22 protein-coding genes and 1 pseudogene are annotated in these 22,044 nt (G+C 59.4%); 9 read left to right on the plus strand and 14 right to left on the minus strand.

Going from position 1 to position 22,044, the window contains the following annotated elements; translation table 11 throughout:
- Positions 1 to 112 precede the first annotated feature (112 nt).
- The gene (locus MHM97_RS16845) at positions 113 to 1,426 is read right to left on the minus strand and encodes an aspartate aminotransferase family protein (protein WP_239323586.1); all 1,314 of its coding nucleotides are present in this window, start codon (positions 1,424 to 1,426) and stop codon (positions 113 to 115) included.
- Positions 1,427 to 1,529: 103 nt separating this feature from the next.
- Between MHM97_RS16845 and MHM97_RS16850 the strand changes: the two genes are divergently transcribed.
- Complete coding sequence (locus MHM97_RS16850; protein ID WP_239323587.1) at positions 1,530 to 2,405, plus strand: LysR family transcriptional regulator; 876 nt, start codon at positions 1,530 to 1,532, stop codon at positions 2,403 to 2,405.
- A gap of 25 nt (positions 2,406 to 2,430) precedes the next feature.
- On the opposite strand, the gene MHM97_RS16855 is transcribed toward MHM97_RS16850, so the two are convergent.
- On the minus strand, positions 2,431 to 2,628 hold the full coding sequence (locus tag MHM97_RS16855; RefSeq protein ID WP_239323588.1) for a hypothetical protein: 198 nt from the start codon (positions 2,626 to 2,628) through the stop codon (positions 2,431 to 2,433).
- Between the two features lie 374 nt (positions 2,629 to 3,002).
- Here MHM97_RS16855 and MHM97_RS16860 point away from each other — a divergent pair, with 374 nt between their 5' ends.
- Together MHM97_RS16860 and MHM97_RS16865 are read left to right on the plus strand one after the other, a co-directional pair.
- Positions 3,003 to 3,629, plus strand: coding sequence for a glutathione S-transferase family protein (locus tag MHM97_RS16860; RefSeq protein ID WP_239323590.1), 627 nt, complete (start codon positions 3,003 to 3,005; stop codon positions 3,627 to 3,629).
- Between the two features lie 70 nt (positions 3,630 to 3,699).
- Positions 3,700 to 5,403 carry an FAD-binding oxidoreductase gene (locus MHM97_RS16865; protein WP_239323592.1) on the plus strand — a complete coding sequence of 568 codons (1,704 nt, stop codon included), beginning with the start codon at positions 3,700 to 3,702 and terminating at the stop codon, positions 5,401 to 5,403.
- Between the two features lie 23 nt (positions 5,404 to 5,426).
- On the opposite strand, the gene MHM97_RS16870 is transcribed toward MHM97_RS16865, so the two are convergent.
- On the minus strand, positions 5,427 to 5,882 hold the full coding sequence (locus MHM97_RS16870) for a nuclear transport factor 2 family protein (RefSeq protein WP_239323594.1): 456 nt from the start codon (positions 5,880 to 5,882) through the stop codon (positions 5,427 to 5,429).
- Between the two features lie 255 nt (positions 5,883 to 6,137).
- Here MHM97_RS16870 and MHM97_RS16875 point away from each other — a divergent pair, with 255 nt between their 5' ends.
- Positions 6,138 to 6,728: a TetR/AcrR family transcriptional regulator gene (locus MHM97_RS16875; RefSeq protein ID WP_239323596.1), complete on the plus strand. Its 591-nt coding sequence runs from the start codon at positions 6,138 to 6,140 to the stop codon at positions 6,726 to 6,728.
- A 244-nt stretch (positions 6,729 to 6,972) separates the two neighbouring features.
- On the opposite strand, the gene MHM97_RS16880 is transcribed toward MHM97_RS16875, so the two are convergent.
- The 7 genes from MHM97_RS16880 to MHM97_RS16910 form a co-directional block, all read right to left on the minus strand.
- Complete coding sequence (locus tag MHM97_RS16880) at positions 6,973 to 7,455, minus strand: DUF1993 family protein (protein ID WP_239323598.1); 483 nt, start codon at positions 7,453 to 7,455, stop codon at positions 6,973 to 6,975.
- A gap of 383 nt (positions 7,456 to 7,838) precedes the next feature.
- Complete coding sequence (locus MHM97_RS16885; protein ID WP_239323600.1) at positions 7,839 to 8,627, minus strand: hypothetical protein; 789 nt, start codon at positions 8,625 to 8,627, stop codon at positions 7,839 to 7,841.
- 345 nt (positions 8,628 to 8,972) lie between these two features.
- Positions 8,973 to 10,325 (minus strand): IS1182 family transposase, encoded by a 1,353-nt coding sequence (locus MHM97_RS16890; RefSeq protein WP_239323860.1) that lies wholly within the window; start codon positions 10,323 to 10,325, stop codon positions 8,973 to 8,975.
- A gap of 595 nt (positions 10,326 to 10,920) precedes the next feature.
- Positions 10,921 to 11,334 carry a hypothetical protein gene (locus tag MHM97_RS16895; RefSeq protein WP_239323602.1) on the minus strand — a complete coding sequence of 138 codons (414 nt, stop codon included), beginning with the start codon at positions 11,332 to 11,334 and terminating at the stop codon, positions 10,921 to 10,923.
- Positions 11,331 to 12,290, minus strand: a complete 960-nt coding sequence (locus MHM97_RS16900; RefSeq protein ID WP_239323604.1) for a hypothetical protein — start codon at positions 12,288 to 12,290, stop codon at positions 11,331 to 11,333. Before MHM97_RS16900 ends, MHM97_RS16895 begins: the two co-directional genes overlap by 4 nt.
- Before the next feature lie 410 nt (positions 12,291 to 12,700).
- Positions 12,701 to 13,180, minus strand: a complete 480-nt coding sequence (locus MHM97_RS16905; RefSeq protein ID WP_239323606.1) for a P27 family phage terminase small subunit — start codon at positions 13,178 to 13,180, stop codon at positions 12,701 to 12,703.
- 134 nt (positions 13,181 to 13,314) lie between these two features.
- Positions 13,315 to 13,677, minus strand: a complete 363-nt coding sequence (locus MHM97_RS16910; protein ID WP_239323608.1) for an HNH endonuclease signature motif containing protein — start codon at positions 13,675 to 13,677, stop codon at positions 13,315 to 13,317.
- Positions 13,678 to 14,067: 390 nt separating this feature from the next.
- On the opposite strand from MHM97_RS16910, the gene MHM97_RS16915 reads away from it, so the two are divergent.
- From MHM97_RS16915 to MHM97_RS16935, 5 genes and pseudogenes are all read left to right on the plus strand, one after another.
- Entirely contained in the window at positions 14,068 to 14,697 is a 630-nt protein-coding gene (locus MHM97_RS16915) for a hypothetical protein (protein ID WP_239323610.1), read from the plus strand.
- Positions 14,698 to 14,704: 7 nt separating this feature from the next.
- Complete coding sequence (locus MHM97_RS16920; protein ID WP_255729902.1) at positions 14,705 to 15,778, plus strand: helix-turn-helix domain-containing protein; 1,074 nt, start codon at positions 14,705 to 14,707, stop codon at positions 15,776 to 15,778.
- A 47-nt stretch (positions 15,779 to 15,825) separates the two neighbouring features.
- On the plus strand, positions 15,826 to 16,347 hold the full coding sequence (locus MHM97_RS16925) for a hypothetical protein (RefSeq protein WP_239323614.1): 522 nt from the start codon (positions 15,826 to 15,828) through the stop codon (positions 16,345 to 16,347).
- A 3-nt stretch (positions 16,348 to 16,350) separates the two neighbouring features.
- A complete protein-coding gene (locus tag MHM97_RS16930; RefSeq protein ID WP_239323616.1) occupies positions 16,351 to 17,220 on the plus strand; it encodes a Kiwa anti-phage protein KwaB-like domain-containing protein in 870 nt (289 codons plus the stop codon).
- Between the two features lie 259 nt (positions 17,221 to 17,479).
- Positions 17,480 to 18,249: pseudogene (locus tag MHM97_RS16935) on the plus strand (IS5 family transposase).
- 183 nt (positions 18,250 to 18,432) lie between these two features.
- On the opposite strand, the gene MHM97_RS16940 reads toward MHM97_RS16935, so the two are convergent.
- The 4 genes from MHM97_RS16940 to MHM97_RS16955 form a co-directional block, all read right to left on the minus strand.
- Positions 18,433 to 18,888: a nuclear transport factor 2 family protein gene (locus MHM97_RS16940; RefSeq protein ID WP_239323618.1), complete on the minus strand. Its 456-nt coding sequence runs from the start codon at positions 18,886 to 18,888 to the stop codon at positions 18,433 to 18,435.
- A 136-nt stretch (positions 18,889 to 19,024) separates the two neighbouring features.
- Entirely contained in the window at positions 19,025 to 20,200 is a 1,176-nt protein-coding gene (locus tag MHM97_RS16945) for an MFS transporter (protein ID WP_239323620.1), read from the minus strand.
- Positions 20,201 to 20,265: 65 nt separating this feature from the next.
- Complete coding sequence (locus MHM97_RS16950) at positions 20,266 to 20,916, minus strand: NADPH-dependent F420 reductase (protein WP_239323622.1); 651 nt, start codon at positions 20,914 to 20,916, stop codon at positions 20,266 to 20,268.
- Between the two features lie 115 nt (positions 20,917 to 21,031).
- The gene (locus MHM97_RS16955) at positions 21,032 to 21,997 is read right to left on the minus strand and encodes an SDR family NAD(P)-dependent oxidoreductase (protein ID WP_239323624.1); all 966 of its coding nucleotides are present in this window, start codon (positions 21,995 to 21,997) and stop codon (positions 21,032 to 21,034) included.
- Positions 21,998 to 22,044 lie beyond the last annotated feature (47 nt).

The raw sequence follows: 22,044 nt of genomic DNA on the forward strand, positions 1-22,044 counted from the left end.
GAGCCCTCGAGCCTGATTGCCTAAGAACCTCTAACCGGCATTTGTTACCTGAAGAATGACCCGACGACTCCCAACGGGTTTCCAAGCTGATTTCATAAAAGAAAGATGTACCTCACCCTGCCCGCGTGGCTGCGTTGATCGCAGCACCAAGGATATCAAGCCCGAGCTCAATCTCGGAGTTTGATGCGGTAAGCGGCGGCGCGATCCGAAACACCGCACCCATGGCGGGTACTTTGACAATGTTCATGCTAAGACCCCGCTCCATCGCCGCCTGCGCGATCCGATCGCCCATCTCGAGGTCGGGGACCTTGCTTTGGCGATCCGTCACGATATCCAGACCAAGCAGCAAGCCGCGCCCGCGCACGTCACCGATGCAGTCGTATTGCTGCATCAACGCTGTTAACCCATCGCGAAGCAAAGCTCCGGCCTCGCTTGCCCGCGCGATCAATCCCTCGCGCTCCACTACATCGAGGACCGCGAGGCCGATGGCCGCCGGCAGCGGATCTGACACATGGGTGGTCAAGAAGGTAAAGCCCCTCGCATGGGCGGCTTCCTCGATCGCCGTGCTGGTCAGTACCGCTGACAGTGGCAAGCCAGCACCAAGCGTCTTGGAGAGCGTCAGAATGTCCGGCGTCACCCCGTCGCGCTCAAAGGCGAACATGGTGCCGGTACGGCCAATACCGGTCTGAGCTTCGTCGAGGATGAGCAGCATGTCGCGTTCCTCGCATTTGCGTTTCAGCGCCGCGAGATAACCAAGCGGCAACTCTATGATCCCGCCGGAGGACAGGATGGGCTCGGCGATGAAGGCAGCCAGGCTGCCCGTGGATTGCGCATCCACCAAGGCAAAGGCATCGTCCAATTCGCGCTGCCAATCGAGGCTACCATCCGCATGGGTAAAACGGGGCCGATAGGTCTGCGGCGCCGGGATGGCAAAGGATCCGACCGCGGCGGGACCGTAGCCCTTGCGCGCGGCACTATAGGTGGCCGAAGCCGCCGCCCCTGTCATGCCGTGCCAGCTCTTGGTAAAAGCGACGATCTCATGTTTGCCGGTGACGCATTTCGCCAGCCTGATCGCCGCCTCATTGCTCTCGCCGCCTGTAGAGAGCGGCATTACCTTCTCCAAACCCGGCACCATGCCGCCCAACCGAGCGCAGAGATTGACGACAGGCGGCGACAACATGCCGCTAAAAAGATGGTCGAGCCGCCCAATCTGGTCGCGCACCACTCGTAGGATATCGGGATGCGAATGGCCCAATACCGCGCTCATCTGGCCTGAGGTGAAATCTAGGATCGCTTGGCCTTTAGTATCGTAAACAAAGCTGCCTTCGGCGCGGTCGATGATCCGCGCCTCAAAAACAGGGCCATAGCGCAGGACATGCCGTTCGACCTGCATCCAAAAAAAATCGTCTTTACTGCGATCGGACATGCTCCACTCCATTGTGATCGGGCTTTCTGTGTGCAGCCTAGCGCGGGGAGTGAATCAAGCGTAGCTTGTTCTTTAAAGGTCTGAATCAAGGATTTCTCACATCATGCCAACGCTCGACATCGCACTTCTGCGTAGCTTCATCGCAGTGGCGCGTGCCGGCTCGATCCGGGCCGCTGCGGGGCGGATCGGGCGAACGCAATCAGCAATCAGCCTACAGATCAAACGTCTGGAGGAGATCGTCGGCGACACGCTATTTCACCGCACCGGCACAGGTCTGGTGCTGACACTAGCGGGAGAACGGTTTGTACTGGGGGCGGATCGCATTCTGGCGGCTCATGACGAAACAGTCGAAGGCCTGAAGGCGGAAAGCGTCGGCGGTTCAATCGCCTTCGGCTGTCCTGAGGACTATCTGACGGCCTTCTTTCCCGACCTCCTGCGCCGATATGGCCGTGCCAATCCTGGTATCGAACTGGAGATCATCTGCGCACCAACGATGGATCTGCATCCCCTGCTGCAGAAGCGGCGCATCGACCTCGCCTTGGTCTCTCTGCCCGTCGTGCCGTCTGATACAGCCGCAGTGGATATCCGGGCTCGACAAGTGATCCGCACAGAACCCCTGGTCTGGATCGCCTCCGAGGCGAGCCCGGTGGACCTAACTGAGGGGCCTGTGCCGCTGGCGCTCTCCGCCCCCGGCACGCTCGATCACGTCGAGGCTCGAAAGGCGCTGGATGCAAGCGGCATCGCTTATCGTGTGGCCCATGCCAGCAATGGTCTGGCGGGGCTTCTGGCCATAGCACGGTCCGGTCTGGCTATCAGTGTAGCAACCCGCGCGGCGGTGCCGACGGATCTGCACACGGTCTCCACAGGACTGCCGGTATTGCCCGAGATCGGAATCTCGTTAGCCTTTGCTTCCGCGCGCCCCACCAAGCCGGTCCGGTCCTTCGGACGCTTTGTGTCCCAGGAACTGGCCCGCGACTGAGAGGGGACCCGCAGTGCGACCGGTCTCAGGGGGCGGAACTCACCGCGTCGAGGATGCGAATCCAGCTGCGAGTCCCCTTGTGAAACCGGCCGACGTCGTAGTGTTCGTCCGGCGCGTGGATGACGTCGCTTTCGAGGATGAACCCCAAAACCACGCAATCAACGCCGAGCCCGTCGCTGAGGGCGTCGACCAGCGGGATGGCGCCGCCAGTTCCCTTCAGCACTGTAGGTTTCCCCCATTCCACCTCTAATGATCGCGCGGTTGCCAGAAGCAGCGGGTTGTCATCTGCAAGCCGTACAGCGGCATTTCCCAACGGCCCGTCAAATTGGACGGAATAACCTCGCTTTAGAATTTTTCAGAACAGTGGCCCCATGAAGCTGACAATCTCCCGGCAACAATTGTCGTCACAATGTAAAATAGTCTCATTCATTATTTGATCATTATGTTGTCGATCGTTGGTAATTAGTTCTCTGAACACAGTATGACCGCCGCCAGTTGCGGTTGAGCCTCGACATCGTTTTCGCTTCCGTTCTCTGCGGCGCACAAGATCTCAGGACGCAGGACCAACACGCGGACCTCATCGAAAGGACACCTTCCATGACCACAGCAATAAAACTCTATCGCCACCCCAAATCCGGTCATTGCCATCGGGTCGAGTTGATGCTGGCTTTCCTGGGCCTGCCCTATGAGACCATCGACCTCGATATGGCCAATGGCGCACATAAACAGGCGGATTTCCTCGCGATCAGCCCCTTTGGACTGGTGCCTGCCATCGACGACAACGGCTATCGGCTGGCGGACAGCAACGCGATCCTGATCTACCTCGTTCAGACCTACGCCAAGGACTCCGCCTGGTTGCCCGAGGACCCCAAGGAGGCGGCGGAGGTACAGCGCTGGCTGACGGTTGCGGCGGATAACATCTATTCCGGCCCCTGTGCCGCGCGGCTGGTCAAGGTCTTTGGCGCCGCCCTCGATCACGCGGGCTCGGTCGCAAAGGCCCACGCGCTGTTCAAGGTCATGGATCAACATCTGGCCAGCCGCGACTGGCTGGCAACCGATGGGATCACCGTCGCGGATGTGGCCGGCTACAGCTATATAGCCCATGCCCCCGAGGGCGGCGTCGATCTGGCCCCCTATGCCAATCTGCGGGCCTGGCTCAACCGGATCGAGGCACGGCCGAATTTTGTGCCCATGGCGACCTCGCCGATCCCGGAACTAGCCTGATCCAGACAGAAGGTCGGGGCCGCAGCCGCCCCGGCACCCCAATTCACCCCTGACACGATAGGTGCTCGCCATGCCCCATACCGAGACCGAGATCGAAATCGAGACCTCCAACCCGTTCCACGCGGGCGAACGGGAGGCGCAAACCCGCGCCGGCGTCGGCGATGTCGCCAAATGGGCCGGCGGCTTCATTCGCGACTACCTGCCGGAGCAGCACCGCCAGTTCCACACCGCACAGCCCTTTCTGATCGTGGCCGGCGGGGATGCAGAGGGCCGCACCTGGATCACCCTCCTCGACGGACCGGAGGGCTTTGCCCGCTCCCCCGACCCGCGCCACCTCACCTTGGCGACACGGCTCGACCGCTCTGATCCCCTGGCCGCGCGATTTGCCGGTGCCCCGTCTGAGGCACCCTCTGCACAAGGCTCCGGGGCAGAAGGTGCCGATATCGGGGTTTTAGGCATCGAACTTGCCACCCGCCGCCGTAACCGCTTCAGCGGGCGCATCCGCCCGACGCCTGAGGGCTACAGCATCGATGTGCGCCAGAGCTTCGGCAATTGCCCTCAGTATATTCACGAACGTGCCTGGTCGCGGGTCACGGCCCGTCCGGCCCCCGAGGCCAGGCACGGCACAGCACTGACCGAGGCCCAGATCGACCGGATCCGGGCGGCGGATACGATGTTCATCGGCTCGGGCCATCAGGGGCGCGCGGGTGCCGCTTCCAACGGCTATGACGCCTCGCATCGCGGCGGCGCGCCGGGTTTTGTTCGGGTTTTGGACGGCACTCACCTGCAGATCCCCGACTACGCCGGCAACAATTTCTTCAACACCATCGGCAATCTCCTCTCCGATCCGCGGGTGGGGCTGTTGTTCGTGGATTTCGAGACCGGCGGGCTGCTGCATATCACCGGCCGCGCGACGATCGACTGGTCCCCCAGCGGGACCCATGACCCGGAGGCCTTTCGCCTCATCAATGTGGAAATCGACGAGGTGCGCGACCGTCCCGGCGCCACCGGCCTGCGATGGGCGCGGCAGGATCACCTGTTGCGGCGGCTGAAACTGGTACAAAAGGATCGGGAGTCCGAGGCGATCACCTCCTTTTACCTCGCGCCCGCCGACGGTCGCCCCCTCGAGCCGTTCAAAGCGGGCCAGCATCTGCCGGTGGAACTGCGGATCCCAGGTCAGAGCGCCGTTGCCAAACGCAGCTATTCCCTCTCCGGCGCGCCCGGCATTGACGGGCGCTACCGGCTGAGCGTCAAACGCGAGGGCAAAGGCCTCGTGTCCCGCTATCTGCACGACCGCCTGCAGGTGGGCAGCCTGATCGACGTCGGCACACCCGCAGGCGATTTCGTGATCCCCGAGGGCGAGGACCCTCTGGTTCTGGTCAGCGCTGGCGTTGGTCTGACACCGATGCTGTCGATGCTGCACGCCGCCGCCGCAGAGAAGACCTCGGCGCGCCCGGTCTGGTTCGTGCATGGCACCCGCAATGGCCGGCATCACGCCCTTGGCGCTGAGGTCGCGGCCCTGGTCAATAGCGCCGATCACCTGCAGCAACGGGTTTTCTACAGCAGCCCCCTGACAGAGGACGAGCGCGGCAGGGATTTCGACGTCGAAGGCCGTATCACGGCGGCGGATCTGCTCGCTCTAAGGGCCGGTTCGCAGGCTCAATATCTCCTCTGCGGGCCATCCGGTTTTGTCGCCGACCTCCGCAACGGTCTCGAAGCCGCCGGCGTGGACGCCACACGCATCCACTTCGAGACCTTCGGTCCTGCCGGTTGAGACCCGAGGCAAGGGCGCACAGGTCAGTCGGCGGCAAAGCCCTGCATATGCGCCCGCAACACCTCGGCGCCGCCAATGGGCTTGAGCAGAAACGAGGGGTTCCAATAGTCCTTGTAATGCCGGATCCTGCCCTCCTTCAGGGTGATAACGGAGATATAGACCTGATCATAGTCTCCGGCGGCGCCACGCCCCTTGCAGGAAAATTCAAGGATGAAGCACGCGCCGCCTTCGACCCGATGAACCACGGGATGGGACAGGCCGTCAAAATCCAGCAGCGGTCCGATCCGGGCAAGATAGGCCCGCATCCGGTCCTTGCCGCGCAGATACGCAACCGCGCCCTCCGGCGCATAGGGAAACTCAAAAACGATATCTTCGGCGCACATGGCCAGAACATCATCGCCGGCATCCTCGGCGAGGGCTTCGCCCATGGCGATCCGCAGCATTGCGCCGAAACTTGAAATCGGGTGGTCGGGGTCCATCGGACTCTCCTTTTGAGGGTCGGGCTATTGTTGATGGGGCAAAGATCCACAGGTCACGCCCCTACCCCCGCAAGGCACATGGTCGAAAAGGATCGGCAAGCAGAACCCCACGTGCCGGGATTAGTGCGTCACAGCGCGTTCGGTTGGCCGGTTGCGAAACCGCAGGCCCGTGCCGCTCCAGCCTTTTCGCGATGCCTGCAAACAGCTATCGTGCCGGAACTGTAGAAGATACGGACGGAACGCAAGGGTATCGACGTGAAAGGTAAGCGAAAGCCAAGCGGCGCGGCGGTGATCCGCCCGGATGTCACCCAATCGCTCTACCGTGCGCTGTTTGAGGAATGGGCCGAAACCGGATATTCCGCCATTAGCCTAGAAAGGGTCGCGACCAGGGCCGGCGCCGGCAAGGCGGCGATCTATCGGCGTTGGCCTACCAAGCTGCAATTCGCCACCGAAGCGCTGCAGTCGGCGGGCATCGCCCTGTCGGACTTCTCCGACCATGGCTCGCTGACAGCGGATCTGCAGGCCTATCTCAGGACCAGCCATGTCGCCATGCGCCACCGCCTGATACGACGAATCCTGCCAGATATCATCGCCCAGCGGATCCGGTCGCCAGAGCTCTCCAGCGCGCTTGACTTGCTGGCGTCAGAGCGGCGACAGCAGGGCAATCTGATGCTTGACCGTGCAATAGCGCGGGGCGAGCTGCGACCGGATCTGGATCGCGAGCTGGCGCTCGATGTCATTCCGGCCTTCCTATTCATGCGCATGATCGTGCGCGGCCAGAGGGTGTCCAGCGCGGAGCTGGAGCGCCAGATCAGGGCCGTGGCGGCGGCCCTGGCGGCCTGCTGAGCGCACGGCGGGCCCAATTGAAACGGAATTCTTCGGTGTTCCGAGGTATCGCCCTGGGTGAGAAGCATCAGATAGTTCTGCCTTTCTTGACAGAAGATCTGCCTCTGACCAGGCGACCTAAGCCAAAGCAGCCATTCCCTGCGGCTGTCTCAAGCGTCCCCTCATTTTTACACTGCTCCCTTTAAGGATCGAAGGATCAATGTCCACTTCTCCAATTCAGCTTTCCTTACGATGCTGCAACAACTCAATATTCGTGAAGGCCGTCAAAATTAGCTTTTCCAATCTTTAAGCCACCATGACGCAACCCCGCATATGCCATCGTCAGGTGAAACAGCATGTTTGGCAGTGCGAAGCGAGCGATGTAGTCGGCGGTCGGCTGTTCAAGTAATGCCTCCCCTGCCACGTGCCGCACACGCGCCGTCCATTCGGGTTTCGGTAAATCGCTGATGCTCGTGGCAACCGCTGTATGCAACGCTCGCAAAGTTCCAATGTTGTAAGGCTCTTCAATCTCGGGCAGAGCAACGCCAGCAGGAAGACACAGTGCCCGGCTTGCAAATTTAATCGCAACGGCGAGATGAAAGCCAGTGTCAAAGCTGTCGGGCGCGAGCTGAATCGCCATCAACGCCTCGGCCTGCGGTTCGTTCTCTAAAATGCCCAGCAGGTGATCCGCTTGGCTGAGATAGTGTTGGACCGACCGAAATAGTGCAGTCTCTGCAGTGAACGTCATGGAAAGTTCCCTGCTGCGAACAACATTCTGCAGTTTAAATTGATAGTAGAACAGCCTTGGTAACACAGGCATCCGTCATAACGCTCATTCGACGACTGCGCAACTTCCGACACTGCGGGTCGGTCGCTTCGGTCGAGCAGGCTGCCGGTGAGCCATGCTTCGCTGCGCCTGGACGGACGTCCGCGAAGCGAAAAAGCAGACCCTGCAAAACTGTGAACTTTGGCTACCCCTCATGGCAAACCCGGCCCGTTGCTGCCTTTCGGTTCATGGCCGAACGCCGCAGTGCAGCTTCAATAGACCGACCGTTCGTCCATCGCGCAGCATTTTTGCATGGGGAAGGTCGGCAGTGAAGGGCCTTCTTACCCTCCCCTCCTCATGCGCGCTCAGAAATCCGTAATTGCCTTACCAAGCAGGACGAGTCCTGAAATTGTAAGAAACGGAATTAGTAGGAGTATCCAGAGTAGTATTGAGGCTATTGCCGCCTCAACGACGCTTCCTCCAAGATAATTTTTGAAGCTTATGTTGTTTGATATGATGAGCCCGCTCATGTAGCTAATCCCGCGCGGCCGCGCTGTTCCATCCAAAAAATAGGCGCTTGAATTTCTGTCGGAGCCCAAATCTCCGAGGCACAATGCCCAGCCTGCGCCAATATTCCAATTTGTGAGAATAAACGCTATTGCAAAACAAAACTGAGATAATGCCAAAAAACTCCATTCGATGTTTACTATAGCAAGGAGAGTGGAGAGCACCAAAGCAAAGTGGACCCAGGTTGGCGGATCTGAAATTTCAGTTTTCAACTCAAGGCTATACCTACTTTCGGTAATGGCTCCTCGATAAGTGTTTGCTCCCTTCGTGAGTATGCCGCCAGTCCTTACAATATCATCGAAAAGAGCATTGCGTTGCTTATTGCTAAGGTGGCTCCATGCGTCGGCGCAAGATCGAATAATATGCCGCGACACAAAAAAATGGACTAATGTGATCGCCCCTAAGCCGAGAACTGATCCTGCGAAGGGCAGCCGAATGCCAACAAGTGATACTCCGTCTTGGCCGAAGATTCTGGCAGCAGCGGCGGACAAAGTGAAAACTAATGCGAACCACGCCAATCGATCAATCCAAGCAATGCTGTGTTTTACTCCCGCGATCACAGAAGCCTCTTCTGGTCGATAACCCATTATGCCTGCCCTTGACTTAGAATTCCCCGAAGCGACGTCTTCGTTTGCCCATCCTACCGGAACGTGCGGTCTTGACCAGACCGGGCCACAGAGTTCACTTCAGAGTGCCTCCGGTCGAACGCTATTGCCAGGCTGAATGAATGATAGACTTAAAGAGGTATCGATTCGGCCCGAGGCAATGCAGTGATCCGTCTCAGATCGCAACGCTCTGAATGTCGGCTTCCCGATAGCAGCATTGCGATCTCGCACTCGCAGCAAATGACCGCTTTCCGCCCATTCCGTGGAAAACACCCGTTCGCTGGCGCAGGATATCGACGGCTGAACGTGGCGCGAGCGCCTTTCCTGTCAGGCTTTTCGTGGTTGCTGCGGTGCAGGAAGGATCTTGGCCAGCTTGCGGAGGTTCTGGGCGGTTGCAGCGAGGAGAAATTCGTCATTGGCACCGCACGGTCCGCGCAATCGGAGCCGGTTGAGGCCGAGGATCCGCTTGAGATGGGCGAAGAGCATCTCGACCTTCTTCCTTAGCTTGATCGAGATGACGTATTGGTCGGTTTTGGCGATGTCGCGGGCGACCTGCCGGGCATCTTCATTTTCCTCGCGGGTGATCTTGCGGGCATCTGCCTTCGGGCAGCACTTTGCCTTGGATGGACAGGCCTGACAGACCTCTTTCAGCGCCCGATAGCGGGCTGTGCCCTTGCCGGTTGGCCCGCGGTTCGGATCGGAGTAGTTCCGGCGGAACTGCTTCAACTCGTTCCCCTCAGGGCAAATGTATTGGTCGTTCTCCGCATCCCATTCAAAGTCAGCGCGGGTCCATGTCCCGTCATTGCGCCCTGACTTGTCGAATACGGGAATGTGGGGCGCGATCTTGCGGTCGACCAGCCAGCCCAGCATTGGCGCGGTGCCATAGGCGGTATCCGCGATGAGCCGCTCGGGATGAAGGTCGAACTTGGTCTTCACGCGCTCCAGCATGGTCTTGGTCGAACCGACCTCGGCCTGGCGGATGGATCTCGTCGCCTCCACGTCCACGATGACACCGTGATCAGTGTCGATCAGGTAATTGTCGGAATAGCTGAAGAATGCCGGTCCCTTACGGGCGGCCGTCCACTGGCTGGCCGGGTCGGAATGGGACGTGAACTTGGGCTGGACCTCGCTGGCGGCACCAAAGGCAGCCTCATCCAGGGTGGCGAGATACTCACGCACAGCGCGGGGCGCGTCGACCGGATCGACCTGCGCGGGGTCCCAATCCTCATTCGGAGTCGAATTCTGCTTGTTGGCATCCGCCTCGATCAGACTTGCATCCACCGCCATGCGCTGTCCGCTGACCCGGCCCTCCTCAATGCACCGCGCGACGGTCGTCTCGAACAGGTGACGGAGTAATTCGCTGTCGCGAAAACGCCCGTGCCGGTTCTTGGAAAAGGTCGAGTGGTCAGGAACGCGGTCACTCAGATCGAGCCGACAAAACCAGCGATATGCCAGGTTCAGATGGACCTCTTCGCAGAGCCGCCGCTCTGACCGGATGCCGAAGCAATAGCCCACCAGCAGCATCCGTATTAGGAGTTCAGGATCGACCGAAGGCCGCCCCGCGTGGCTGTAGAAATCGGCGAGGTAGCTGCGGATGCCGGACAGGTCCACGAACCGGTCGATGGAGCGCAGGAGGTGGCTCCGGGGCGCATGATCCTCGAGCGAGAACTCATAGAACAGCGCTGGCTGCGCCTACTGCCGCGGTCCCATCATCGCCAATCCTCCCATCCCCTACAGGAATTGAATCAGCCGACGGCCCTCCGATCAAGCGCGAGTTTTTCAACGAAATACGCCCGACCTGTGGGTGTGACCCACTTGAAGCGGTTGGATGATCGGGTCCGCTTTGGGCTGGCTGGCGTCATCTGGCAGCATGGATCTGGTGTGGATTCGCTGCAAACTTGCAGCCGCATCGCCGCAAGTCCGGTGTGAGCCCTCTTTGACCGATGCTGCGCCATGCATGTACGGCAGCTTTCACGGATTTCGCTACAGTGCTACAGACAATTTTAGCATGCTCTGCCCGCGCGGGCCTCGCGCACAGCCCAGCACGTTTGGCGAGGCGAGTGCCCGTCGAAATCGGCGGCTTCGCCTGGAGGTTGCGCGGCTCGCGCGTCGGGGATTAGCTCGGGTCCGGTCGGTTGAACGCTCAAAAGCCGTATTCGAAAGCGTTCGACATCATAAGGTCCGATATTTGATGCCTATGGCCAGAACGTAAAGGGAACGCCAGCCGACGGGAACGTGGATTCCTCCGGGCCGTCGCAGAAATCATGATTCTTGGTCAGTCGTCGTCCTGATCATTTCCATCGCCTCCTCCGCTGCGATCAATGACCTCCACACCAGCTGCTTCGAGCAGCACCCCGAAGGCGAACAGCCCCACGGCCGTCCAGACGACCAGCGGGGTAATCTGCTCCGCACCGGGAGCGCCAAGAGCAATTCCCCTGACAGACAGGGCGCTGAAAACGAACACGGCAAGCGAGGCCGCGATAACAGCAGTGACGATGGCCCACCACATTCGTCCGGCCGACACCTTGAGGACCACCGCCCAGATCGCGGCTCCTGCGAGCGAACCGCCAACACCCACGCCTCTGAGGAGGCGAATGTCGCTCTCGCGGAAGAACTCGGCATTGGGGATCAGCAGAGTAAGGAGGAATCCCACGCCGCCCGCGACGCCGACCAAGATCGCTTCCTTCATTCTTCCGCCTCCGCCCAGGGAACGTCATAGCTCCGGACCCCGATGACCAGTCGGTCCGGCGAAAACATGACGATGCGGGTCTCGGGCCGGGCCTCTGATGGGGCGAACTCTCCCGTTTCCGCGCTGAACTCCAGCTCCAGCCCCTCGGGGCTGAAGACGAGGTAGGTCAGCTCGTCCTCCGTCACGTCGGCCACGCTCAATTCGCCCCTGCCCACGCTCGCACCGGGCTCGATCACCTCGACATCGAGACCCTCCTCCTTGATCGCGGCAAGGGCCGCTTCGAAGCTCACGGCGAGCGAGTCCGGAGACCACCCCAGGAACGCTCCACCCTCGGATCCGAACGTGGTCCTCAGGATCCCGTCGTCTGGCAGGAAGGTGAACTCGGTGGTCACAGCGATGCGGGTCTGGAAGCCCTCTTCGGTGACGGTACCCCGCCGTATGCTTCCTCCCGTCCGATAAGGCGCGTCCCCAGGTTCGGGCTGGCGCGCCTTCTCCTCCGCGTCCGGCGGGATCTCGGGGGCTTCGTAGTCTTCCTCCTTGACCTTAACATAGGCGCGCGCATTCACGCTGGCTCCCCGGCTGGTCTTGATCGGAGCATCGCTGTCGAGCGCAAACCAGCCATTATCCGTGGTGCAATCGGCCTCCCGAGATTCGATAGGCGCATCGAAATACACGATCCACCCGATCTTCTCCCAGCGAAACGACAGCGGGTCTTCATGAAAATTCTCGACCCTGTGCCAGGCCGTCCAGTCCCCCGAGGGGCCTCCCATCGCGGTCTGTCCGGGATCGGCATCTGCCATCCACTCAAGTTGGATCTGGCTGCGGTCACCTTGGCTCTCCATGGAATAAGGAGGAAAATCGTCTGCAGGACTCTCGGTCGGTTGCTCGGTGCAAACCTCCGCAAGCGCGGGGGAGGACAGAAGGGAGAAGGCTAGAAAAAAAATACGATACGGCATGAACCGGTCTTTCCCAATTGACCCACGTTGAGGGTCATGCTTACGGTCAAAGCGCCCCTTGGCAAGGTTTTTTGGCCGGCTTCATCCTCAATCAACCACCTAATGTCGCCATACGCTCATTGGTGATCCAATAGCACCGTGCCTTGTAGCTATCTTAAAGCCGCCAATTGTGACGCACCAGTTAAGGTCCGCTTCGTCCGCTCCTAGCCGTTCCATGGTGGTCGGAGGCTGCACCTGCGGCGAAGGTCTGCTCTTTCCATTGCTCGTGCAGCGTGGGACCGCCGCCAGATCGTGCAGATGCCGATCCGCCGCCCGCACATAGGGCCCGGCAACAACCTCGCCAGCCTGCACTGCTTGCGCCCAGGCTGTCACCGGATCCTCGCTGGCCGAGACCCGGTCCGGGGATGCGCTCACGTCAGATAGCTCTCGGGGCCTTCGGGGTCGGCAAAACTGAACCCCATCTGCCCTGCCCCCGACAGACCCCGCTCCGCCGCCGGCGTCATGCCAAAGTCATTGGCCAGCCCGCGGATCTGGCGGAAGGTCTCATTGAGCTGCGCCACCTCGGGCCGCGCCTTGATCTGCACCCCGTTGCGCGTCTCGCTCTCATAGGTCTCGCCGGTCTCTTCGAGCTCGAGCTCCAGACGTTCAAACCGCAGCACCGCTTTGCAGAGCTGTGTGAACATCATCATATTGCTGGGCTTGAGCCGATCCACGGTCGGGTGACACAGCGGCAGCGCCAGCCGGTCAAAGGTCCAGCGCAGCTCGCCGGTCAGCCCCTCGGGCCGGATCTCCTCCAGGCGCAGCCGCGCCCGCTCTTCCAGATTGTGAAGCGGTGCGTCCTCTTCCGCGAGGGCCACAACTTTTTCCTCTGCCGGTCTGCGCCCTCGCATATCCCGATCAACTCCTTGTTCATGTGGCTTTTTTTATTCAATTTCCACTTTGCGCAGAAAAAGGCTCCCCCTCCGGTTGCCAGTGCTTCCGGAATTCCTTCGGCCCCTCCCCCCGGGGCATTCGCTCCGCTGCGTCAGCGGTTGGCCGGGTGCTGTGGATCCACCGGCCAGCCATCCGCGCCGCGCTCTTCCGAGAACCCGCGCGCCTCCAGCCGTTGTTTGTTCTGATCATGATCATCCGGGCACAGCGTCTGCAGATTGCCCGGATCCAGAAACAGCGCCGGATCACCCCGATGCGGGATCACATGATCCACCACCAGGCGGCAGCGCTTTGGGTTCCCCTGTCGAGATCCCGAGGCCGTCAGCGAACCATCGTTCAGGATCCCCCGCCGCAGACACGCCCGACACAGCGGTTCCCGCGCCAGATGCTGAGGCCGCAGCCGACGTCGCCACGCCGACAGGTTGTACAAATGGTGATACTCGCTCCGTGCCGTCATACCATACCCCCGGAACGCAAAAGCGCCCGCCGGTTTCCCGTGGGCGCAATTAGTGATGATGCATATTTACTGGCATGCCGGTGACTTTGGCGTCAAGGGAGCATGTGGGGCGCTGAAATGCGCAGAAAGTGACCTTCGCAAAGTTGGCGCTCGGCAGCCACGATGCAGATTGGGTCGGCCCATACCTGCCACTCGTTAGGCGCCAAGATACCGCGACGCGGCGTCTCACTTTGCTGCCGTACGCGCAACGTGCAGCACTTGAAACATCGCAACTGTGGAGGCGCGAAGTTTTGCCCTGCACTATTCGTGGGGTCATTACGAATTGAAACTTGACCTTGTCGATTTTTTCGACCAACTTGTAGGTCAAGAAAATCGACATGAGGCGCAGGCATGACCGAGCATATCGAAACCAGCATTCTGCAGGAGCCCGCCGACATCAACCAGCGGCTTGCCCAGCTTGGGTTGACCCGCGAGGGGTTGATCCGCGCGGTCCAGGTGGCGCTAGCCGAACGCAACAACGCCACTGGCCTGCATCCGTCGAACGCGGCTGGCACCTTTTCCTACCATCACGGCGTGGCGGCCATCCGCCGCGAATACTTGGGGGACGATTGGGAAATTGATCGCCGCCACGGGATCGAGGCGATCCGCAATGAAGCCCTAGGGGTCAAGGTCTCGTTCTGTAACGTCGATGAAGCATGCGGCTGCGATCACCCTAAACCGCGCTCGGAAAAGGGCGCGGGGGCGGAACGCGCCAGCGGGCCGAATCTCTTTGAGCACGCTGGAGTGGACGATCTCGCACCCCATGCGCCGAAGCCGGTTGATGGCCCGGCGCTGTTTTACCTGATGGTGGATCAGCAGGGCCGGGCAGAACTCACGCGCCCGGTGATTGCTCGCCGCACCTTCGTGGCGGCTGTGGAGCGCATCTTTCTTATCGAGGACGTTGAGGAAGACGAAACGATCCTGCCGCTCGACACCGATGATATCGCGGATGATTTCGAGCCGCAAATCGTTCGCAAGTAGAACGCCGATGTTCAACGCTGGGAGACTATCACTTGCGCGCGCAAGGCGCGGCATGACGGCCAAAGCCTTGGCCGAACAGGCCGGGGTTGGGGTGGACACGATCACTCGGCTTGAAAAAGGCCGCAATGAGCCGGAACCCGAAACCATTGAGAAGTTGGGCGAGGCCTTGGGCTATCCGCCAAGCTTCTTCATGGGCGAGGATATTGAGGAAGTTGATGTCGGGGCCGTCAGCTTCCGCTCTTTCTCAAAGATGACTGCCCGCGAGCGAAACGCGGCCATCGCTGCCGGATCACTCGGTTTGCTGCTCAACAGCTGGATTGAGGACCGTTTCGGCTTGCCCGATCCGGATTTCCCTGAAGAGCTGTCGGAGGAAACCGACCCCGAAGTCGCCGCGACCCGCCTGCGCCAGCATTGGGGGATCGGGCAACAGCCAATCGGCAATTTGTTGGGTTTGCTGGAAACCAAAGGTATACGGATGCTGTCGCTGTCTGAAAATACGGCATCGGTCAACGCCTTCTCGTTCTGGCGTGGTGGAAAGCCCTACGTATTCCTTAACAACTTCAAAAGCGCCGAAAGTAGCCGCTTCGATGCGGCCCACGAGCTTGGCCACCTAGTCTTGCACAGGCACGGTGATCCCAAAGGCGACCGCTCTCTTGAGAAAGAGGCCAACAGCTTTGCCTCTGCCTTCCTGATGCCTGCCGACGATGTGCGGGCGCGCGTTCCGCGCGTGAACTCGACCGAAATCATCCTCAAGGCCAAGCTACGCTGGCGCGTGTCTGCGATGGCTTTGGCCTATCGGTTGCACCACATAGGGCGGCTGTCGGATTGGCAATACAAGTCAATTTGCATCGACCTTTCACGCCGAGGCTATCGGTCAGGCGAGCCTGTCGGCATCGAGCGGGAAACCTCGGTACTGTGGAAGAAGGTGCTGACATTACTTTGGCAAGAAAGAGTCACTCGCGACGATATTTCTGAGGAACTGGGTCTGCCGGTCGATGAACTGGACAGCCTTATTGGGAGCCTGACGGGAACTGAACGGAGCCAGCGTCCAACTAGGCGAAGATCACTCAATGCTGTCTGACGCGCTGCTCCCGCAAGTCCACGCGAACAAGCAGAAGGTTCTGGAAATTGCTTAACAGCCTCGCCCGCCTTGCTCTGACTGCCACGGCTATCGCGCCCGTTGGGTACACCTATGCGTTCGTCGCCGCCTTCAACGATGCGTGGTCAACTATGGTGTGGCTGTTGCTCGGCTCAACGACATTGGTTGTGGTGTGCCTATGGGTTCTCAAGACGACCCGCTCCAACCGCGCCCCTGCCGCTGAGCAACACAAGGTCACCACGGTGGAGCCTGCTGATCGAGAGAACATGGCAATTATGCTCTTGTATCTCTTGCCGTTGTTTACGGCCGATTTCGACAAGTTGAACTGGATCATGTGGGTGCCCACGATTGCGATTTTCGCCTTCATCGCGGTGACCAGCCACAGCTACTTTTTCAACCCCCTACTTGGTGCGTTCGGCTGGCACTTCTACCGTGTCAGCACACCACAGAACGTCACCAACATCTTGATTACCAAGCGGACGATCCGCAAAGGCGACCAGACGATCAACGGGATCGAACTGGGGGACTATGTAATTTTGGAAACGGAGTGACCAATGCCGAGAACGCTTTTTGCGCTTTGTAAACAGGACGGGCAGAATGTTGTGCGACGGGTGCCTTTGGAAGCCGGCGTGCAGGGCGAGGTCGAAGCGATCTTCGATGAACAGGAACAGTCCTTTTTTTACGGCAAGGATGAGCCCATCGAGTTTAACGGCGATTGGAAGCCCGACGGAAACGAGTTGCTTTGCATCTCGGACGCTGATCTTCTTGCGCAATTGAATGAGACGTTGGTCAACGGCGCGGGGGCCTACGACCGTTTGGACATCACCAACTATGATGAGGCTGGGGTCAAAGCTCTGTTCATGCACTCCGAACAGATCAAAGGGCATATTCTAATGCAGAAGTTTCGTACGTCCCAGTATCTGCAACGCAAGGGTCTGACGCTGACGTTTAACAACAACCAGTTTGGCAAGCTTTCAGAGCAAGGGTTTTCGCTGGATGAACGGCTGGGCGCTGTTGTTCGCGGCGACACCGTCATGTTCGTCAGCTTCCACGTGCTGCGGTCGATCTTGACGGTTCAAGAGCATTTTGCCGAAGCGACCGCTCAGGAAGTCGACGACTTCGCAAAGCATCCATCTTTTCACATTGAGAATCGAGCCGCTTTCGACAGCCACATGGATGAACGCTGCCGAAAATTGATACGGGGCATCCATAAATCGGGTGTCTTGGTCGATCACAATGCCGCAGAGATCATCGCCCGGGCAAAAAACGTAGGGCTTGCGCTGGACGAAGACCGTGGTCGCATTGTTCTACCATCCGTCAAGCGCAACCTAAAAACGGTCCTCAGCTTCTTGGAGGAAAGCGTCTATAAGGGAGTCTTTTCTGAAGAGACCTACTTGACCAACTCCAAGCGCCCTGTGGCCTGAACCGCCCGCGGTGGGCACGACGCCGTCTTGCGGCAATGCAAGCCACTTTCTAGGTTTTACGTCTCCTAGATGTCGGCTTTCTGTGCGCGGTCATTGTTAGCTCGCACTCGCAGAGAAGTTCCGCTTTCCGCCCGGCCGGTAAGCAGGGGCATCTTGAGAGGGTGTATGGTCATATGAAACAGGTAGCCTCCGCCCTAGGGTCAGGACCCATTGATTTTGGGGTGTCGTCGTGATTCACGCTCCGCAAGGAGACCGATCGATGAGCAACCTTTTCTGGCTGAGTGAGGCGCAGATGGCGCGATTGCAGCCCTTTTTTCCCAAAAGCCATGGTAAGTCGCGCGTCGATGATCGACGGGTGTTGAGCGGCATTATCTTCATCAATCGCAATGGGTTGAGGTGGCGCGATGCACCGAAGGAGTATGGCCCTGCGAAGACCCTCTACAACCGTTGGAAGCGGTGGAGTGACAAGGGCGTCTTCGCCCGGATGATGGTTGGCCTGGCCTCCGAGGCCGCTGTGCCGAAGACGGTGATGATCGATGCGACCTATCTCAAAGCCCACCGCACGGCGACCAGCCTGCGGTCAAAAAAGGGGGGCCAGGCGACCAAAGGGGCCGTCTGATCGGTCGAACCAAGGGCGGCATGAACACCAAGCTGCATGCCGTCGCCGATGCCGATGGCCGCCCGATCCGGTTCTTCATGACCGCAGGCCAGGTCAGCGATTACACCGGTGCAGCGGCCCTGCTGGGCAGCCTGCCAAAGGCGGACTGGCTGCTGGCCGACCGTGGGTATGACGCTGATTGGTTCAGGGAAGCATTAAAAGACAAGGGAATAAAGCCCTGCATTCCTGGCCGGAAATCTCGCGAAAAACCAACCAAGCACGACAAGCGCCGCTACAAACGCCGCAACCGGATCGAGATCATGTTCGGAAGGCTCAAGGACTGGAGACGCGTCGCCACCCGCTACGACAGATCCCCCAAGGTCTTCCTCTCCGCCATCGCCCTCGCCGCAACCGTCATGTTCTGGCTATGAATCAAGAACGAGTCCTGACCCTAGAGAGTAACAATCCCTATTGCGGGATTGAGGCAAACCCTTCTGACGAAGGAGGCAATCCCGGCTCAGCGCAGAGATTTCCCTCCCTGTTTTCATTAGAAATTTTTCACCCCTAAAGGTAAAACTATGTGACTGCCGCCACCGGGATGCCTTTGAAGCAGGTCAGTCGGCGGTGCTACCCTTCACATGATCCGGCAGGGCCTCGGCACCGCCGGCGGCCGAAAGCACCACCAGCGGGTTCCAATAGTCGCGATACTCGACAATTTTGCCGTCACGGATGCGGATCACATTGATGTAACGCTGGTCGTAGGGCAGTCCGGTTTTGACCCCATGGGCGTTCTTGGCATAAAATTCCACGACCACCAGCTCCGGATCAGTGCAGCGGTATTGCGCGGTTTCAACCAGTTCCTCGATATGGAAATACTCGGGCACTACGGGCATGTATTTGGCAACAGTCTCGCGCCCGTGGATTTTGTTGGCGCCTCCCGGCGCATAAGGCGCCTCAAAGACCACATCCTCTGCGCACATATCCGCAAAGCTGTCCGCCGGTGCCAGAAGGTCACCAAAGCTACCGCGCAAGAGGTTGGTCAAAGGGGGAAACACATCTGGATGAGCCATCGATCTATCCTTTCTCTGATACAGATGGCCTTGATGTTGGGGCTCGATGGTCGAAACGCAAGCGTTCCGTTGAAAAAATCAACATCGCACAGCGAACCCTGCGTGTTTTCCGCCTCTGCAACCACCTCAGCGTGCATCACTCTGATCGGGTCTTTCGACCCAGCTGCAGCGCGCCGAAAGACCCGATCAACAGTAGCACTGCGCAGACTAGATATTGCACCTCTATGCCAAATCGGTCGACCACGACCCCGCCAAGCCCGGCGCCAATGGCAATCGCCAGATTGGCGGTAGCGACAAAGACGCCGCCGCCAGTTTCCGCCTCGTCCGGCACAGTACCGGTGACCCATGTCGACCAGGACACGGGAATGATCCCGAAAGCGACGCCCCAAAGCCCCGTCAGCGTGGCATCGAGCACCAGCGTACCGCCCAGTTTCACCAGCAACAGGGCCACCACTGCCAGCATCAGAGGCAGAAGGGCCAGCACCGCCGCAAGAGATCGGGAGATGAGAAAGCTGCTGATCGAGTTGCCCAGAAAGGTCCCAAAGCCAAAGATCAGCAGAACCGCTGTCACTATTTGGGCGTCAGCCCGTGTCACGGTTTCTAGAAAGGGACGTAGATAGGTGAAAAAGCCAAAATGCCCAGCAAAAACGGTCAAAAAGGTCGCCATCCCAAGCGCCATCCTTGGGCGCAGCAACACGGCGAAGATCGTCGATAGTCTAGCCGCCCTGTCAGCCCGCATCGATGGCAGGCAGAGAAGTTGCACCAAGAACGCCAGAACGCCCAATCCGGCGGCGCCAGCGAAGGCAGTGCGCCAGCCGTAGACTTCACCAAGGAAGCTACCCAAAGGCGCGGCAAAGACGGTTGCGGCGGTCACGCCTCCAAAATGGATAGCCAAGGCTCTTGGCAGCAAGGCCACCGGTACCAGCCGCATCATGGTAGCCGCAGAAAGCGCCCAAAAGCCGCCCAGTGACACGCCCAGCAGAACTCGTGCCACCAAAACCGCACCAAGCGAGGGCGCGATTGCCACCAAGATGTTGGAGAGCACCAGAAGCAATGTCAGAAGCAGCAGAACGGTCCTGCGATCTGCGCGACCGCTGACTGCAGTGACCAATAGACTTGAAATAAGACCGACACCGGCTGTGACAGTCACGGCCTGCCCTGCCTGACCTTCGCTGACCCCAAGGTCAGTCGCCATGGCGGTCAGCAAGCTAGCGGGCAAGAACTCCGCTCCGACGATGCCAAACACACCGAGGCTCATCGACAGGACGGCACCCCAAGCAGGCTGAACTGGGGCTTCGGACAAAAGAGACATGGGCTAGATCCTTGATAAGCGTGACGACCTCGGTTGCCCGAGGTCTGTCACACTGAGTGCTGGGATTATGGGCGGGGAACGGGCCGCGCCTTGGCCAGATTTTCGCGCAAGGCAGCGGCGCTGTGACGCTCCTGCTTCCAAGCGGGCTGGCCAGGGGTGATCCGCCAGGATTCCGACAGCGGGCGCAGAGCCAGGGTGTCAAAACCGAACTGATCGTAAAGCGCGCGCACGACCGCAATCGCCTCGGGGAAATCGCTGGACGCGGCTAGCGCAAGACGGTCCGGGGCGCCCGCAGGTTTGCCCCATGTCAGAATCCGGGGCGCCTGAATATGTGTGAAGGCTTTGACTACTTTCGACTTGGGAAGCTGTTCCTGTCGGATCTCATGCTCGGTCTTCTCAAAAGATTGAATGATCGGCCATGGCCCGTCCCTCCAAGCCATGTAATTGTTCGTGTCGATCACAACCTTGTCGGCCAACGACTCCGTCGGCATGTCGTTTTCGCGCTTCATGGGCACCGCGATGATCACAAAATCACCCGCTTGCGCCGCTTCAACGGCTGTGGCCGCGCTGGCATTTGGGCCGAGCTCGTCGATTAAGTCCTTCAGTGTCTCCGGTCCACGCGAATTGGCCAGTACAACACGGTGGCCTGTAAGCAGCGCCGCTTGCGCGATATGACTGCCAACCTCGCCGGCCCCGATGATCCCAATTTTCGACATGCTTCACCTGATACTCTCAAAATGGAACTTCCAAAGGCCCGGCATCGGCATCACGCGAAACGGACCTCTCTTCGTATTAGGCGGACACGCACCGCGCGTCCGCCCAACTTGATGCTCAGACCGCCTCGATCATGGCTTGGCTTGCTGCCCAGAGTGCCTCGGCTCGCTTCTCGTTCAACGCGTAGAGGCGAACGCCGTCTGCAAAGGGGTTTTCAAGGTCATTGACCTGGGCAACGCCACAGTCCTCAAGGTATTGGCCACCAATAGTGTCGCCATCCGCAACGACAGCTGCCCACACCGAGGTTGCTGCGGCCTGCTCGACTGACTTCAATTCAGCAGGCGGCAGTCCGGCATCTTCCCTTGCCTTACCAACGGTAGCAAACAAGCCTTGCAGAGCTTCTTCCGAGAAGTTGCGTGGTAGATTTGTAAGGCTATTTCCGGGCATTACCGAAGCCGCTCGAATTCCCCGACTCCGATGACGCTTGTCAAAGGCGACAGCAAATAGAGCATTTGCTGTCTTGGACCGGCCATAGGCAACAAAGGGATCGTATTCCTGTTGCTCAAAGTTCGGATCGACCAGATCTACATCTGCTACCCGATGCGCTTGAGAAGACAACACAACGACCCGTCCGTTGTCTGCAATAAGCGAAGCAATCCGATTAATGAGTGCAAAATGCCCAAGATGGTTGGTACCAAACTGGATCTCATAGCCATCCTCGGTCAGGCCGTACGGTGTAGCCATAACTCCAGCGTTTGCGATCACCGCATTGAAGACACGATTTTCACTCAGAATATTCTTCGCCGCAGCCTCGACGTTCTTGAGGGAAGCCAAATCGATCTCAAGAAAGTCCAACTCTCCACCGCCGAGAGCCGCAGCCTGCCGCAGCACTGTCGTTGCTTTTTCCGCCTTCTCAACGGAGCGAACTGTGCCAACAACTTTGGCACCTTTTGCAAGAAGGCTGCGCGCGGTCTCAAGCCCGATGCCCGAAGCCACACCTGTTATGAGCACGCGAAGACCCGAGACGTCCTGGCCTGCAAGGACCTCATCGGCGCTGGATTTAGCGTTGAAACGTTGTGTCATATCTATACCTTGTTAGTTTTGTGACTTTGATTTCAGAAGTGCTGTAG

This window comes from Epibacterium sp. Ofav1-8 (assembly GCF_022348185.1).
GTDB lineage: Bacteria > Pseudomonadota > Alphaproteobacteria > Rhodobacterales > Rhodobacteraceae > Epibacterium.